The 15,751-nt window shown below is 68.0% G+C and carries 18 protein-coding genes; 9 read left to right on the forward strand and 9 right to left on the reverse strand.

What is annotated here, in order from left to right:
• Positions 1-51 precede the first annotated feature (51 nt).
• Genes ABZZ79_RS25515 through ABZZ79_RS25530 form a run of 4 tightly spaced genes read right to left on the reverse strand, consistent with a single transcriptional unit; the run spans position 52 to position 3,908 of the window.
• Complete coding sequence (locus ABZZ79_RS25515) at positions 52-981, reverse strand: type II secretion system F family protein (protein ID WP_356692398.1); 930 nt, start codon at positions 979-981, stop codon at positions 52-54.
• 49 nt (positions 982-1,030) lie between these two features.
• Positions 1,031-2,338: an ATPase, T2SS/T4P/T4SS family gene (locus ABZZ79_RS25520; RefSeq protein ID WP_356692357.1), complete on the reverse strand. Its 1,308-nt coding sequence runs from the start codon at positions 2,336-2,338 to the stop codon at positions 1,031-1,033.
• The gene (locus tag ABZZ79_RS25525) at positions 2,335-3,171 is read right to left on the reverse strand and encodes a hypothetical protein (protein WP_356692359.1); all 837 of its coding nucleotides are present in this window, start codon (positions 3,169-3,171) and stop codon (positions 2,335-2,337) included. The genes ABZZ79_RS25520 and ABZZ79_RS25525 overlap by 4 nt, the downstream gene beginning before the upstream one ends.
• A gap of 20 nt (positions 3,172-3,191) precedes the next feature.
• Complete coding sequence (locus tag ABZZ79_RS25530) at positions 3,192-3,908, reverse strand: hypothetical protein (RefSeq protein ID WP_356692361.1); 717 nt, start codon at positions 3,906-3,908, stop codon at positions 3,192-3,194.
• A 457-nt stretch (positions 3,909-4,365) separates the two neighbouring features.
• Between ABZZ79_RS25530 and ABZZ79_RS25535 the strand changes: the two genes are divergently transcribed.
• From ABZZ79_RS25535 to ABZZ79_RS25575, 9 genes are all read left to right on the forward strand, one after another.
• Complete coding sequence (locus ABZZ79_RS25535) at positions 4,366-5,319, forward strand: hypothetical protein (RefSeq protein ID WP_356692363.1); 954 nt, start codon at positions 4,366-4,368, stop codon at positions 5,317-5,319.
• A gap of 267 nt (positions 5,320-5,586) precedes the next feature.
• Entirely contained in the window at positions 5,587-6,258 is a 672-nt protein-coding gene (locus tag ABZZ79_RS25540; protein ID WP_356692365.1) for a hypothetical protein, read from the forward strand.
• A 29-nt stretch (positions 6,259-6,287) separates the two neighbouring features.
• On the forward strand, positions 6,288-7,331 hold the full coding sequence (locus tag ABZZ79_RS25545; protein ID WP_356692400.1) for a hypothetical protein: 1,044 nt from the start codon (positions 6,288-6,290) through the stop codon (positions 7,329-7,331).
• Positions 7,332-7,383: 52 nt separating this feature from the next.
• Positions 7,384-7,686 carry a hypothetical protein gene (locus ABZZ79_RS25550; protein WP_356692367.1) on the forward strand — a complete coding sequence of 101 codons (303 nt, stop codon included), beginning with the start codon at positions 7,384-7,386 and terminating at the stop codon, positions 7,684-7,686.
• A 1-nt stretch (position 7,687) separates the two neighbouring features.
• Positions 7,688-8,911, forward strand: coding sequence for an enoyl-CoA hydratase/isomerase family protein (locus tag ABZZ79_RS25555; RefSeq protein ID WP_356692369.1), 1,224 nt, complete (start codon positions 7,688-7,690; stop codon positions 8,909-8,911).
• A 106-nt stretch (positions 8,912-9,017) separates the two neighbouring features.
• Positions 9,018-9,932: a hypothetical protein gene (locus tag ABZZ79_RS25560; RefSeq protein WP_356692371.1), complete on the forward strand. Its 915-nt coding sequence runs from the start codon at positions 9,018-9,020 to the stop codon at positions 9,930-9,932.
• A gap of 43 nt (positions 9,933-9,975) precedes the next feature.
• The gene (locus ABZZ79_RS25565; protein ID WP_356692373.1) at positions 9,976-10,698 is read left to right on the forward strand and encodes a hypothetical protein; all 723 of its coding nucleotides are present in this window, start codon (positions 9,976-9,978) and stop codon (positions 10,696-10,698) included.
• 351 nt (positions 10,699-11,049) lie between these two features.
• Positions 11,050-11,694, forward strand: a complete 645-nt coding sequence (locus ABZZ79_RS25570) for a hypothetical protein (protein ID WP_356692375.1) — start codon at positions 11,050-11,052, stop codon at positions 11,692-11,694.
• A 189-nt stretch (positions 11,695-11,883) separates the two neighbouring features.
• Complete coding sequence (locus ABZZ79_RS25575) at positions 11,884-12,207, forward strand: hypothetical protein (protein WP_356692377.1); 324 nt, start codon at positions 11,884-11,886, stop codon at positions 12,205-12,207.
• Positions 12,208-12,261: 54 nt separating this feature from the next.
• Here ABZZ79_RS25575 and ABZZ79_RS25580 read toward each other — a convergent pair whose 3' ends face one another.
• From ABZZ79_RS25580 to ABZZ79_RS25600, 5 genes are all read right to left on the reverse strand, one after another.
• Complete coding sequence (locus tag ABZZ79_RS25580) at positions 12,262-12,741, reverse strand: hypothetical protein (RefSeq protein ID WP_356692379.1); 480 nt, start codon at positions 12,739-12,741, stop codon at positions 12,262-12,264.
• An 83-nt stretch (positions 12,742-12,824) separates the two neighbouring features.
• A complete protein-coding gene (locus ABZZ79_RS25585; protein ID WP_356692381.1) occupies positions 12,825-13,493 on the reverse strand; it encodes a hypothetical protein in 669 nt (222 codons plus the stop codon).
• Entirely contained in the window at positions 13,483-14,070 is a 588-nt protein-coding gene (locus ABZZ79_RS25590; protein ID WP_356692383.1) for a hypothetical protein, read from the reverse strand. The genes ABZZ79_RS25585 and ABZZ79_RS25590 overlap by 11 nt, the downstream gene beginning before the upstream one ends.
• A 29-nt stretch (positions 14,071-14,099) precedes the next feature.
• A complete protein-coding gene (locus tag ABZZ79_RS25595) occupies positions 14,100-15,320 on the reverse strand; it encodes a putative T7SS-secreted protein (RefSeq protein ID WP_356692384.1) in 1,221 nt (406 codons plus the stop codon).
• Positions 15,317-15,628, reverse strand: coding sequence for a hypothetical protein (locus ABZZ79_RS25600; protein ID WP_356692386.1), 312 nt, complete (start codon positions 15,626-15,628; stop codon positions 15,317-15,319). Before ABZZ79_RS25600 ends, ABZZ79_RS25595 begins: the two co-directional genes overlap by 4 nt.
• Between the last annotated feature and the right edge of the window lie 123 nt (positions 15,629-15,751).

Genomic DNA, 15,751 nt, shown 5'->3' on the forward strand with positions numbered 1-15,751 from the left:
GGGCATCCACCGTGCGGCTCATCGCCGTGCTCCGGGCATCCACCGTGCGGCTCATCGCCGTACCCCCTCTTCCGTCGGTGCAGGCGTACGCGGACGGACGAACCGCACCGCCGACTCGTCGCGCACCAGGAAGCGTTCGGGCGTCTCGATGGTGGACAGCTTGCGCAGCCACCAGAAGCCCAGGCCGAACAGGGCGCAGACACAGGTGAGGACGAGCTGGCCGACGGCCGTGCCGTACGGCTCGACGAAGTCGCGGTTGAACACGGACAGTCCGAGGACGAAGGCGATCGAGACCGCGACGACGATCTGCACCGAGCGACGCGTGGAGGCGCGCTGGGCCATCACGCGCTGGCGCATGTCCACCTCCTCGCGCGCCGACTTGGCGAGCGCGCCGAGGACCTGGCGCAGACCGGGGCCGCGCAGCCGGGCGTTGAGGATGAGCGCGGCGACGATGATGTCGGCGGAGGCGTCGTCGATCTCGTCGGCGAGCACCTGGAGCGCGTCGGGCAGCGGGGTGCGGGCGCGCAGCCGGTCGACGAGGGCGTCGAGGTGCGGGCGCAGGACCGGGGCCGCGGCGCGCGCGGAGGCCGGGATGGCCTGCTCCAGACCGACCGCGCCGGCGATGGTGTCGCGCAGGGACTCCGTCCAGGAGGCGAGGGCCTCCACACGGCGCATGGCGGCGCGTTCCTCGCGGGCGCCGCCGAAGAGGCGGTCCCAGAAGAAGACGAGCACGCCGGCCGCGATACCGGCCACCGCCCAGCGGGTGAGCAGCAGCACGGCGAGGCCGACGAGGGCGGCCAGCGAGCCGCGCTGCCCGGCGAACCGGATCAGCTCGTTCGCCCGCTCGGACGCCTTCTGCTTCTCGTGGTCGGGCTTGGCGGGCAGTCCCCGTACGGCCACCAGGAGCAGGGCGAGGCCGCCGCCGACGGCGACTCCGCTGCCGATGGAGTACAGCACGGTGGTGGAGAACAGGCCGCCCATGGAGCCGAGTTGGCCCAGGGCCGCGAGTGTCGTCGTCGTCATCGGCGTGTCACCCCCATGATCCCGTGGGCCGGTAGCCCTGCGCGATCAGGTCGTCGAGGCAGGCGATCGGCGCGTGCGCGACGACCCTGCCGTCGGGCACCTCGGTGAACACCTCGCTGGACAGCACACGGCCGTCGACGCCGTTGACCTCGCGCACCGAGGTCACCGTGCGCTGAAGCCGGCCGCCCGTCTGGAAGTCGTTGCGTCGCTGGATGAACACCACGAAGTTCACCGCGCCCGCGATCAGCATCTGACTGGCCTCGATGGGCAGTCGCTCCGTGGCCTGGAGGGCGTAGGTCGAAATACGGTTGAAGACCTCGCTGGAGCTGTTGGCGTGGATCGTGGACAGCGAGCCGTCGTTGCCCTGGGACATCGCGTTCAGCATGGTCACGATCTCGTCGCCGAGCACCTCACCGACGATGACCCGCGAGGGGTTCATACGCAGGGAGCGGCGGACCAGTTCGGCCATGGTGATGGCGCCCTGGCCCTCGGAGTTGGGCAGCCGCTCCTCGAACGCGACGACGTTCGGGTGGAGTTCGACGAAGGTGTCCAGGCCCAGCTCCAGCGCGCGCTCGACGGTGATGAGGCGTTCGTGCGGCGGGATCTCGTTGGCGAGGGCCCTCAGCAGCGTGGTCTTACCGGCGTTGGTGGCGCCCGCGATCATGATGTTCTTGCGGGCGCGCACCGCGCAGGCGAGGAAGTGGCCGATCTCCGGGGAGACCGTGCCGTTGCCGACGAGGTCGGAGATGAAGACCTTGCCCATGCGGGCGCGGCGGATGGACAGCGCGGGCCGCCGGGCGACGTCCATCACGGCCGACAGACGCGAGCCGTCCGGCAGACGCAGGTCGAGCTGCGGGTTCGCGGAGTCGAAGGGCCGGGAGGACAGACCGCTGTACGCGCCCAGCACCTGGATGAGCTCGATGAGTTCCTCGTCGGTCTCCGCGACGGGCTCGCCGCGCACCTCGCGGCCGTCGGCGTATCCGACGAAGACCTGGTCGCAGCCGTTGATGTCGATGTTCTCGACCTCGGGGTTGTCCAGCAGCGGCTGGAGCCGGCCGACGCCGAACAGCGCGGCGTGCACGGCGGCCGCGTACTGCTCCTCGGTCTCGGCGTCCAGCGGGGTCCGGCCCGCGTTGATCTCCTGGCGGGCGTACTCCTCCAGGATCTGGGCTATGACCGCGCGGGCGTAGTGCCGTTCGTCCTCGCCGGACATCGGTGTGACACCGCTGACCTGGTCCTGCCGCCGCTGCTCGGCGATGCGGTCACCGGCGTCCTGGCGGAACCGCTTGACCAGTTGGTGGTCGACAGCGGTCATCGGCCGGCTCCCTGCGGGGCCTGTCCGGGCATCGTCCAGGCGGCGCCGTACTGCTGGTACAGGTCCGCGGTGACCTTGCGGGCCGAGCGGATGAGCAGCGACTTGTCGAGGCGGCCGCGCCGGCGGCCGGCGAGCTGGTCGGCGCCCGCCGCGTCGTCGGCGATGGTGCCGACCACCCGGGCGCCGGTCTGCGCGTGCACGAGCATGTCGTTGACCTGGCCCGCGATCTTGCCGGCGTTGCCCGGGTCGGCGATGAGCACGACTCCGATCAGCGGCATCCCGAGGCTCGCGGCGCCGCGCGCGCCGCCGTGCAGTTTCGCGGACAGCGCGGCGGCCCGGTCGCGCACCCGCGCGATGGCCTCGGGCTCGGTGCGGGAGACCAGCAGCACCAGCGCCGCGTGCGGGAACAGTTCCACGGCGGGGGTGTCGCCGCTGATGCGGCCGCAGTCGGCGATGACGTCGGCGGGCGCGTCGGGCGAGTCACCGAGCGAGGCGAAGGCCCGGCCCAGCGTCGGCCACAGTCCGGCGAGGCCGGCCGCCTGCTCGGCGATGCCGAGCCCGACGAGCACGTCGAGTCCGCCGCTCAACGGCTGTACGTGGTCCCAGAGTTGGTCCGGCACCAGACCGCGCCGCGCGGTGGCGGCGATGGACAGCATGCCGGTGTTCGGGTTCAGCGGCCCGCCGTGCGCGGCGGCCGACCGGTACACCAGGTCACCGCCCGCGGGGTCGGTCTCGGCGAGCAGGACGCGACGGGGCCAGACCGCCGCGAGGGCGACGGCCGCGGTGGTGACGCCGGGGGAACCCTTGTCGGCGGCGAGAGCGATGAGCGCCATGGTTCGTGGTGCCCCGCTTTCTAGTTGGCGGGGACGTGCACGATGGCGACAGCACCGGAGGCCGCGGCTTTCGCCACGGCGGCGGCGTCGTCCACGTCCACGAGCAGCGTCAGGGAGAGGTTGCCGGTCGTCACGGTGGCGTCGCTCTTGTCCACCTTCTGGTCGACCTTCGCCTTGTCGACCAGAAGCCCGCCGGACGACGTCGGACCGGAGGAGGCGCCGGCGTCGGACGAACCGCCCGACGCGGCGTCCACGTTGTACACGGCCACCGTGTCACCGACCTTGATGTCCGCCGGGTACTGGCCCTCCTTCAGGGCCACGCCCACGGCGGCCTTGCCCGCCGGCAGTCGCTCACCCTTGCCGAACATCTGCCCCATCACGACTGTGTCCTTGTAGATGGTGGACCTGGCCTTGAGATCCTTGAGGGCGTCCAGCTGGTCCCAGCGGATGTAGTTGATGCCGTCGTCCGCGGCGACCATCACGGACGTCACGTTGTTGTCGGTGACGGACTCACCGGCCTGGATGTCGGCGGTGACCTTCACGACCTCGATCCGGTCACCCGCCCGCAGCACCAGCATCGTCGCGCCGAGCGCGCCGACCAGGATCAGCAGCACGGCGAGTGCGGCCAGGGCGGGTTTGCGCTCGCGAGGCGGAGTGGGAAGCCGGTCACCGACCGACGGCTGAGCCGGAACGGCGGAACGACCGGCGCCCGCCCCCGTACGCTCTTGGATCTTCACGCGACTGCTCCCCGTACACCCAAGAAACTGACTGCCAAATTCTTTGCATTTCCGGACACTTCACCTGCGACCCCCCTGGAGTCACCCTCACCGGATGAGCCGGACGTACTGCGCGACCTGGCCAAATAGCCAGCGCTGGGGTGAGTGTCAAGCCATGGCACCGTATCAGCCGCCCATAAGCCCCTCAAGGCGCACCGGACCTCTCCCCACCCGCCACGCGCACCGTTACTCCTCTGCAACTCAACCCGCCCCCGTCCCAGCCGAATACGGTCTCCGACCCCTCCATGTCCTGTGCGCCAGCGCATCTGTTGCCGTTCCCTGACGACGCGCGGACGGGTCTGTGACGTGGTGGGGGCGGGGGTCGTCACGGGGTGGACATGAGGCCTGCACATATCGCTCACGGGGGGATGGAGGGGGTGTGCCATGATCGACGGCCCGGAATGAGGAGTTCACTGCCATGAGCGATCCGTCGAGGAGACGGGGTGAGGACCACCCCGACAGGCCGTCGACGGCTGGCCGCACCCTGCGCGTCGCCGCCGGCGTCGGGGCGGGTGCGCTCTCCCTGGCGCTCACCGTGCTGCTCACGGTGACGCCCGAGTCGTTCGGACTGTCCGCTTCCCCCGCGCTGTTCGAGCGGGTTCAGGAGGAAGGCCGGGGCAGCGAGGCCTTCGTGGTCGCCTGGGCGCTGCTCGCGATCGCCGTCGGGGCCGTCCTCCAGACGCCCGTGGCCCGTGTGCGGGGCGCCCGTATCGGAGCGGGTTGGTGTCTGGCGGGCGGGTACGCCGCGTTCGTGCTGCTGCTCGCGCCCGCGGTCTGGCTGATGCGGGACGCCTTCCCCGCCCATGACGCGTCGGGCAAGAGCGGGGGCCTCTTCTCCGCGGTCATCGCGCTGGCGGTCGCCACTCCGGTGTACTCGGTGCTCTCGGGTGCGGCGTTCCGGGCGCCCGCGGGCCGTGACGGCATCCCCGTCCCGACCCAGATCCGCCATCACCTGAGCGCCGTCGTCATGCTCACGGGTGGCTTCACCGGAGTCCTCGCCGGAGTCCTGTGTGCTCTGCTCTTCGCCTTCCCGAGCGCCGGAGCACCAGCGATGCTGCTGCCGGGCGGCTTCATCTGGGGCATGTTCGCGGGGGTCGCGCTGGGCGGCGTGCTCAGCGTGCGCCTCCAGCCCACCGCCGACGATCGCCGCGCCTGGGCCGCGACCTCGGCCGACTACGCCCGTACCGCCGCCGCCGTCCTCGCGTGCTGCCTGTGCGCGGCCCAACTCGGCTGGTTCCTCCCCACCTGGGCCGTCGCCCTGGTCGGCCTGCCGGCGCCCTTCGCGCTCATGTTCCTGACGCCGCGTGACGAGCGGCTGGCCAGGTGGACGGCCTTCCGTACGGTGGAGCTGCCCAAGGGGGCGTGGGACTGAGGCATGGGGCCCGCAGCGGTAACTCCCGCGAACGCGAGCCCTGATACCCCGCCCGACTACCCCGCCCGACTACGCCGGTCGACGCCGAGTGACGGCTTCCGCCCGACCGCGTTCGTCACCTGCCGCCAGGGCCAGGATTGTTACCAATTTGCGGCACTGAATTCACAACTACTACCGTTTTGGCGACTGTTCATCCTGGCGAACACCCGGATCCCACCGATACCGTCGGTTCCCTCGACTGAACTGATGTCTCACGGGGAGCTCACTGTGAAGCGCCGCACTTTGCCCGTTGCTGTCGCGCTCGCCACTGCCACAGCCCTGCTGCTGACCGCATGCGGCGGCGAGGACGACAAGGCCGGCGACAACGACAAGATCGCCGGAGCGGACCAGGGAACGGAGAAGCCGACGAAGTCCGCGGAGCCGTCCGGGGCGCCGGCGAAGGACAAGCCCGACGGCGTGGATGTGTCCCTGCCGGCGGACATGAACCTGGTGTTCGACTGGGACAAGCCGAAGGCGGAGAACGAGGCGGCTGCGATGGATGACGCCGCGAACTTCGTCCGGGCCATCTATCGGGGCGTCGACAAGCGCACCAGCAAGGACGCGGCCCTGACCGCGTACGCGACCGGTGAGGGCCTCCACTACGGGGAGGTCCAGATCAACGAGTGGATCAAGGGCGGCTGGACGGCCACCGGCACCCTGCGCCACTACGACGTCGCCACGCGGTCTGCCGAGAACGGCAGCTCGGTGGAAGTGGCGTTCTGTGCGGACGCGACCAACTTCTACGGCAAAGAGATCAAGACCGACAAGGTCCTCAAAACTGAGCCCAGCATCGCGGACTTCGACTACTACAAGATCATCATGGTCAAGTTCCCCACGAGTGACGAGCTGTGGCAGGCGTCCAAGGTGTTCGTCGAGACGAAGGCGGCGAAGTGCCAGTGAACTCAACGCGACGCGCACTCCTCGGCACCATGGCACTGACGCTGACCCTCAGCACACTCGCGCTCACGGGGACGGCCTACGCGGGAAAGCCGGTGGGTTCCGGCAAGGGCGGCAGCACCGAACAGAAAGGCGGCGGTGACGACACCGGCATCTACGCCGCCGCCCGCATCCAGTACTCCGGAGCGGTCGCCAAGGGCGGCGGGCGTGGCAACGTCACGTCCGCCGACGTCAACTGGACCCCGCCGCCCTGCTGGTACGCCCCCTTCCTCGGCGCCAAGGACTTCAAGAAGAAGATGTCCGAGGACATCGAACGACAGAAGCCGGGTGCCGGGTCCGGTCACGCGGGCTCGGCGCTCGGCGAGCTGCAACGCCACTACGAGGACGGCTACGGCTGGACCGACACCCCCGGCTACAAGGACTACAACGTCGACAAGGACGGCGAAGGAATGTTCTGGGCCGCGGTCGAGAACCCCGACGAGCCCGACATCCTCAAACGAAGCTCGTGCAACGACCTCCCCTTCTGGGTCGAGAACGGCGACGCCCCGCCGCCGCAGTACGAAGAGGCCATCACGCCCGAGATACTCGCGGCCCTCGCCTACCAGCACATGCAGCTGCCCGACACCGACGTCACCCTCGCCCCCGAGGGCACGACCAAGGTGAACCTGCCGACGTGGGCGTGGCTCGACAAGGCCGTCTTCGACGAGGTCCAGGCCACGGCCGCGATCAACGCCCCCGGCTTCAACATCCAGGCGACAACGACCGCCAGGCCGGTGGCCCTCAAGCTGGAGCCCGGAACCGAGGACGCCGAGACCTACCCGGCATCCGGCGAGTGCGCCATCAACGCAGACGACTCCATCGGTGAGCCCTACGCCAAGGGCAGGGCCGATGAGACCCCGCCCTGCGGCCTCCGCTACCTCCGCTCCTCGGGCAACGGCACCTACAAGCTCCGGGCCACCATCACCTGGGAGATCGCCTGGACCGGCACCGGCGGCGCGGGCGGCGACCTGCCCGACGGCACGTTCGGCACCGAGCAGGACATCACCGTCCAGGAGATCCAGTCCGTCAACCGTTGACCTGCGGCGAAGGTGCCGGACCAACTCGTCCGGCACCGGGGAGAAACGCGACATGAGTGACTTACGCCTCGACGACACGATCTTCGAGGACCTGAAGAAGACCTTCTCCACGATCAGCGACCGCATGGAGGACGCGCGCCGGAGCCTGAAGGGAACGGACGCCTCGGCCGTAGGCGAGAGCAAGCTCATCGAGGACGTGCAGGACTTCGCCGACGACTGGGGCTACGGCATCAAGCAGCTCGGCAAGCACACGCAAGGCGCCGTGAAGATGATCAACAAGATCGGCGAGACCTTCGAGGGACTCGACCTGGAGCTGGCCGAATCCCTCAAGGCGACCAAGCGGAAGGGCAAGTGACGTGGCGGGGCAGCGGCCGTCCTTCCCGAACATAGGCTGGGACCCCACCCCGGGGAACGTCGAGGACACTCGGGAACTCGCCCGCAGACTGGGCGGTCTCGCGAGCGAACTGGGCACAGCGGTACAGGAACTGGAACGGATCGAGTGCGGAGCCTGGAAGGGCAAGACCGCGCTCGCCTTCACCGAGTACATCGGCCAGGACGTCACCCCACTCGTCCGCAAGAGTCACGAATCCTTCGACAAGGCTTCCCGCGCGCTGCACCGGTGGGCGGGCGAACTCCAGGGCTTCCAGGACGAGGCGGACCGACTGGAGAAGACCGCCGGGGAGAAGCTGGACGCGAGGGCGGACGCCAAGGCGAAAGCCGGCGACAAGGGCAGCGAGGAACTCGGTGAGGCCTCCAGCGCGGTGGACGGCGTCATCCAGAAGGTCCACGACCTGGAGGAGCGCTACCGCAGCGCGGCCCGCCACATCGGCAGGGAACTGGACAAGGCCGCCGACATCGCCCCCGACGAGCCCGGCTTCTGGGACAAGCTCGGCAAGAGCATCTCGGACGCGTGGGACGCCACAGGTGACTGGCTCAAGGACCATGCCGACCTGATCAAGGCGATCGGCGACGTCCTCAGCAACATCACGGCAGTCCTGGCCCTGCTGGCCATCGTCACACTCCCGTTCCCGCCCCTCGCAGCGATCTTCGGCACGGCCGCACTCATCGGAGCAGGGCTCACCCTCGCCGCCCACGGAGTGGCCAAGGCGTCCGGAGCGGACGTGGGCTGGGCAACGCTCGGGCTCGACGCCGTGGGGCTGCTGCCGGGCATCGGGATGTTCGGCAAGGGCGCCAAGATCATCGGTGCGGGGAAGGCCATGACCACGGCGGGGAGACTCGGCAAGGGCTTCACAGCGACCGAGATCACAGGTGGCTCGCGGATCATCATGTCCTTCGGACAGGAATCCGTTGGCCTCGTCGGCGGGTTCGGCAAGGCCGGCCTCGTGAAGATCGGAGGCTTCTCCCAGGACGTCTACCAGGTCGCCCATTCGGGCAGTGGGCTGATGTCACGCATGGGAGGACTCGCCGTCGCCGGCTATCACCCGGGCCAGCTCCTCGGAACCAAGGGAGCGAACCTCCTCCCCGGAGTGAATATCGATCCGTTCGGGGTCGGCGGCCGAGCCCTCGACGCAGGAATCAAGATCGCCCCCAAGATCATCGAACACGTGACGGGCGACTGACAGCGCGGATCGGCCCACGTTCGGTCCTTTCCTGTCCTGTCACGCATGGCAGGGTGAGAGCGATCGCATCGGACCCAGTTGACGGTGACGAAGGATTCGTATCGACATGAGCGTCTGGCTTCCCGAAACGGGCGAAACACTCCTCGCGCGCGCTCCGGTGCACTTTGCCACGGGCGCGGCCATGCGAGTCAGGGGGATGCGCTGGTTCCGCGACTTCGACCGCAGGGACATCCAGAGCCAACTCGACGGCTGGCCCGAAGGACCGACCTACACCGCCCATTCCACGGGCGGCACCGCGGCTCGGAACACGGTCAAGGGGCTTGCGATCGCTACCGGCGTGGTCATCCTGGGCATCCTGAGCTCACAGTCCGGGAGCGTGGGACCGGGCAGCTCCGACAAGGGCTCGGACACCTCCGACGACCGCGCTGACGAGATCGACGACTTTCCCGTCATGTGGGCTGCTCCTGGCACCCTCGCGCGCACTATGCCCTGGCAGATGGACCCAGGGCGCTGCAAGGAGAAGACGTACCGTACTCATGCGGTGATCACCGACCGCCGTCTCGTGATCGTAGGTTTTGCCCACGTCAAGGCTGACGACAAGTTGATCGACGACGAGTTGCTCTGGCAGACGCCTCGGACCACCATCGAGCGAGTCGAACTGCGGGAGTTCAAGGCCGGAACCGACGCCAAGATCCTGTTCACGGACGGCTCGTGGTGCAGGGTCAGCAGCAGAGCCCGCGAGCGGCTCACCCGATATCTGATGGAACCTCTCGACTTCCTTCCACTCCACTCACTCACGCCGGACCAGCGGCGTACCGCGGAGGCCTTCGCGGCGGCCCAGGCGCCGGATGCCCAGGCGCCACTCGTCAAGCGCAACCCCTGCGGTTGCTTCCGCATCGAGGTCCTGGCACCGAGCAAGATCGACGGATCCTTCGGCCACTCCGGCCTGAACACGGTCATGGATGCCACCGGCACCCAGCTCACGCTCATGCAGTACCACCCCGAGGACCTCCTGACATGACACCCGCTCTGTTCCCCCCGACCGGATCGGCATTCCACGTCTCATGAGCCCTACAACCGACTCTGCAGGCAGTCTCTACGTCAGCCCGGGCGACGGGAACCTGCCTCCTCTCTGGTTCCTCACCCCGGAGGGCTTCTTCGCGCTCCCCCTGGCCGCCGACCCTGAGGAACGCGCCGAGCGCGCACGCGCCTTCGTACGGGAGCTGTATTCGCGTGGCGACGAGGAGATCTGGGCACCAGCCGCTCCCTACTACGTGTCCATAGCCGAGGTCATGGGGAGCACCGGTGTCTCCTACGCGGCGATGGGCCTGTTCTCCACGGCCGCCGGAGCCGACTCCCCCGAAGGGGGGATCGTCCGGCACGAACCCTCCGAGGGCGTTGCCCAGTGCGCACTCACCGTCGCCGTCATGTCCACGGACCCGGCAGCAGCAGACGTCGACGTCGTCGCCCAGGGAATCCTCGCGACGCTTTCCAGCGACCCCCTGAACGACGCAATCTGGCTCGACCTGCCGTGCGGTCCGGCGGTGTCCTGCATCAGCATGCGCGAATACACGCTCGGCCCCGAGATCACGGCGAGTGGTGAGGCGACCCAGCTGCTCACCGGGCAGACTCAGGTGCACATCCCTTTTCCCACCGGCCCGTTCATCGCGGTCTTCACGTTGTACACGACCTCGCTGGGCCACTGGACGGAGCTCTACCGCGCTCTGTCAGCCATTCTGCAGACGGTCACGTTCGTCGACCCCGTCGTGGAGACGGCTGAGCAGTGACGAGGCAGGGCCTCCGTGCCAGGAGTCCGAGACATCGGCAACTGTGCCTGTGCCCCTGCCAAGCGACAGTCGCCTTGTGCGCCGCGATCGGACCGGCCAAGGGCCGCCTCAAGCGCGGAACCGGGCAATCGCGCCCGCGAACACGGGCTGTGACAATCCGTCTCGCCCGCGTGGGTCGGCGCACGGCGAGGAACGACGGCGAGTGCGCACACTCACTCTGGAATCTCACCAACTTGCTCCATTACATTCACAATTACCCGTGTATTGAATGCAGTTCTGTCTGGCGAAACCGCTGACCCCACCGATACCGCCGGTTCCCTTGACTGAACTGATCTCACGGGGGAGTCCATTGTGAAGCGCCGCACTTTGCCCGTTGCTGTCGCGTTCGCGGTGTCGGCTGCGTTGCTGCTGACCGCGTGCGGTGGGGGTGACGAGGCCGAGAGGAACGACAAGATCGCGGGGGCGCCGACGGGGGCCGGGGGGGCGGCGTCGCCGAGTGCGGAGAACGCGGTCGACCGCCCCGAGATCGCCCTTCCGAGCGACCTCAAGGACACGTTCGAGAGCTGGAACGCCGCCGACGCAACGCAGGAATCAGTCCTCGGGGACGTCGCGCAGCGCATCGACGCCACCAACTACGCCATCACGCAGGGGGATCCCGAAGTGCCGGCGCTGGGCTTCTACTACGTCGGCACCGCTCTCGGTGAAGCCCAGGACTGGGTCCAGTCCATCGTCGGCGACGGCTACACGATCACGGGCGAGAACCGCTACTACAACGCCAAGGTCGACGTCTTCGACGCCGGCTCCGCAGGTGTCACGTACTGCGAGGACCAGGGCAAGGCCTACGCCAAGGACCGGAAGTCGGGAGAGGTCCACAAGACCGAGGTGACCGACAATTCGTACGTCCTCTACACCACACGCCTGGAGAAGAGCGAACAAGGCGTCTGGCAGACGACACAGCTCACCTCGAAGAGGGGGCACGAGTCGTGCACCCCCTGACCTCACGCTCCCGGATCGCCGTGAGCGCGCTGCTCGCGGGAGCGTTCACCCTCGGCGCGCAGGGGACCGCCTCCGCCGACTGGCCTCGCCGACATCCTCGTCGAGCTGTTCGATGCCCTCATGACGACCTTCCGCTGGAGGACCGAGTGAAAGTCCAGTTCGCCCTCGACACGGACAGCGATCACCTTCGTGGTCCACATCGACGTCAGCGAGGGCGAGACCGAGTCCACCCTCGCTGAACTCGTCCAGAAGAACACTCCCGGTGCTCTTCAGGAGCCGGAAGTCAGCGACTTCGACACCGAGTTGGGCCGCGGAATGCGCTCCGTCCGCTACTTCGTCTCCCCCAAGGCCGGCGAGATCTGCTGCTCGGTGAACTACGCCTGGCGCATCGAGTCCCTCGGCATCGACGTCGTCCTGAGGACCATCAGCGACAACATCGGCTGGATCACCGCGAACACGGACGAGTTCGACACCTTCGCGCGCAGCCTGAGCGTGCTGGCACCGCAGGACTGATGGTGTCCTGACGAGCACCCTCGCTCCCCCGCCCTCATCCCCTTCGAACCCGTCTCACACCACCCACCGCAGAGAACCGGCGATGGCATCACAGAGTCGCTCCATGGGGCCGGTCATCCCGGTGAGCGGGGCTGAGAAGGACAGCGTCAGATAGCCGGCCCCATCGGGCATCCACACATGGACACTCAACGTCGTGGCGCCGAGGACGCGTACGGCTGTGCCCGCGGCGAGGTCCACGAGCGAGACCTGCTTGCGCGGATCTCGCGCCTCGAGCCACGCCGCGTACTTCTGGGGATCGGCGGGCGTCCGGCCCAGCGGCATCGAGGACACCAGGAGCGAGACGGGCGGGCCGCCGTCGTTCGTGAGCGCCAGGAGGAAGAACTCCAGGGCGCCACGAGCGAGACCGGCTTCGGCGGTGTTGCGCAATGTTGACCAGACGCCGCGCCTTCGCTCCTCGGGGACGTGTCGGCCTGCCGTCTGCTGGTCCACGAATGTCTTGAGCTGGGCCCGCCAGCGTTCCCCCGTGAGATCCACCCGGAACCACTCCCTGGGAACCAGCAGCCTGTAGTCCCTCGGGACGCCTCCCGCCGACGCGACATCCGCCTCCGCCGACCCCGTCACCCCGGCATCACCAAGGGAGTCCCCTGCTCGTCGAAGAAGCGAACACTCTTCACGACCCCGGCGAACATGGCCGAAAAGACGTCCCATCCTTCGACGGTCGGTGTTCCCATCTCCAGCAGGAGAACAGTGCCGTTGCTCACCGGGATCTGGACCTGGATGAAGGAGGTCCAGATCGGCTCGTCCTGCCCCGATCGGGTCAGGCTGCCGTCGATCGAAGCCGGGCGGTTGCCCACGCACGTCACGGCCGGACCGCAGGGCAGGTGCACCTCGCCGACCTGTCCGAGCTCGATGTGCCGCATGGTGGAGGCGATGAAACCGGTTGGGCTGCTGCCCGCCCGCTCGTCCAGGTCCATGTGGCTCACGCTCACCGTGGCCGTGCAGCGGACGCCGTCGACCTCTGTCGTGACGAACCCGGCGTACTGCACGCCGGCCTCGATGAACTCGTCATAGTTCGCGGCGCACATGGCCGCGTACTGCAGCTGAACCTCCTCGGTCGCACCGGGCAGGGCCTGTTGGGCCAGCTCGACGAGCCTTTCCGCAAGCTCGTCGAGGTCGTCCGCCTCGAAGGGCAGTTCCAGGAAGCCGTCCGGCATGATCCAGCGGACCTCCGTACCGGCACTTCCCAGGAGGCTGCGCTGGGCCTCGTCGACGATGTCAGTGGTCATCTGAAGCTCTGCTCCCGGGCTGTTCCAGTTCGTCCGCTTCGGGACGGAAGTGTGCGGCGAAGGGGTACGGCCCGTAGTGAGGGTAGAAGGCCGGGATGTCGGCTCCCCCTCCGCGGGCGATGTGGGCGATCTGCCGGTATCTCGCCGCGCGAGCCCGCAGGTTCTGCCGAACCGGATCACCCCAGTGCGAGAGCGCGCTCCGCACGAAGAGGAAGAGTTGTGTCACGACGACAGCCGCGGCAACGGCCGTATAGACCGTTCGGTTGGTGGAGTTCTCCCAGTACTGGGCCACGCCGCCCCAATAGATGACGGCGCCGAAGCCCACGAGCGCCAGCGGCAGTCCATGCGCGAGACCGGCCTGGAACATGTCCTGCTCGTCGTCATGACGTCGCCGCAGTAGCGTGAGCACCGCGCGATCATCGAGGAAGTCGAACCGCAGCTCCTCGCGGGCCTCCTCCGCGGCCCGTAGCGCCTCGGGCACCGCGGCGATCACCGAGCTGCGCACCAAGCCGGCGACGTCACCGCCGCGACGGCCGATGAACTCCCACTCCCCCAAGCCGCGATCCTGTTCCACCACAACTTCCCTCCTTGAACGGGTCACTGGACCTAGGCCGCCAGGGCGGCGTTGAACGCCTTGGGTGAGACGTTCGGGGCGGGACGAGGTGAAGGCGACGGAGTAGGAGTGGGTGTGGGCGCCTTGGCCGGCTCCTGATAGCCGGTCCTCTCTCCGTTCTCACCGCTGAGCATCCTGTTCAGCGCGCTCGCGAGACCCGCGCCCTTGATCACGGCGGTGATCTTCTTGCCCTCGATCACCGCGCTGCGCGCGGTCCTGCCCAGAACCTTGTTGACCAGCGTGACGCTGACGCCGTTCAGGAAGTTGTGCCCGACACCGTCGAGCGCGCCCAGCCCGCTGAGCCTGAACTTCGACAGCCCCTTGGCGCCCTTGATCAGTTTGAAGCCCTTCAGCGCACCGAGCCCGGGCAGCACACCAAGTGTGTCGGCTCCCAGCTTGAGCCAGTCGACCTTTCCACCCCGCACCGTCATGTCGTACGCGTGACCCGCAAGGGCTGCCGCACTGGTCAACACGGCGAGTGCCGCGAAAATGGGCACAAGGAATTGAAGCGGCGGCACAAAAGCACAGATCACGGCGAGAACAGACAGGACGGCCGAGATGTTGGACAGCGTGTCCGCCCAGTCCGCCAGCCAGTTCATGAACCCACCCGGGTCCCGAACCGCGTCATGGTGGACGACGTTCCTGATGTGGCGAGCGGCCTTGTCGCCGGCGTCGTCGTAGATGTCCCGGGCGTCCTTCACCGCTTTTCGGGCGCCTCCGATTCTGTGCAGGGCTTCAGCGCGTTTACCCACCCAGCGTTCGTACTCCTCCTTCTCCGCGGCAGGAATGTTGTGGGTGGGGTATTTGTCGGTGAACTTCTCCACCTCGCGGTCGGCGAGATCGTGGTCACTCTTGGCCTCGCGATAGTCGGCGAGCGCCTTGTCCGCCTTGCGCTGTGCGCGGCGCATTTCGCTGGCGAACTGGTCCGATTCCCCTTCGCGTACGTCCTCGCCGATGGCTTTGGCCGCCTCGTCGTACCGCTCGAAAGACTTCTTCAGCTTGTCCGCCGTGCCACCGGCCATTTCGTGGAAGCCTTTTCCGGCCTCGCTGTCCCATCCCTCCACGGAGGCGAGCGCGTCGATGACTCTGGACTGTTCATCGATCATGTCGGCCATCTTGCGCAACTTACGCCCCAGGGCAGCCACGTCCTCGGCGTCGCCCGGGGTGGGATCGTCGTGCCACAGCGGCGGCCAGTCCGCGTCCGTCCTGCTCACTTCTTCCCCTTACCCTGGGCTTTCGCGTCCCGGATGGCCTTGGCCAGTTCCTGGTCGATGTCGTCGTACGCCTTGGCGGCGGTCGCAGTGAACTCGGCGAGCTTTTCGAGTTCCTTCATCAGTTTCTTGCGCGTCTTCTTCCACGTGTCCCCGAAGTCCGCGAAAGCGTCTTTCAGTCCACCATGTCCCACAGCGGGGCCGTAGTCCTCCGCGGGATTGCCGTTCTGCTCGAACTCGCGATGGATCTTGTGAAGATCACGGGAGCATTGCTTGATGGCGGCCAGATCCGCCTTGACATGGTCCCCCACGGGTAATCCTCTCTGAGTTGTACGAGATACTGAGCCTTTTCCATCTTCACTCTGAGCTGGCCAGATGCAGGGTGAGGACGGCTTGGACGAGGCTGGTGATGCGGGTGGTCGAGCAGCGGAGCT

The sequence above is a fragment of the Streptomyces sp. NPDC006458 genome (assembly GCF_040612135.1).
Lineage (GTDB): Bacteria > Actinomycetota > Actinomycetes > Streptomycetales > Streptomycetaceae > Streptomyces.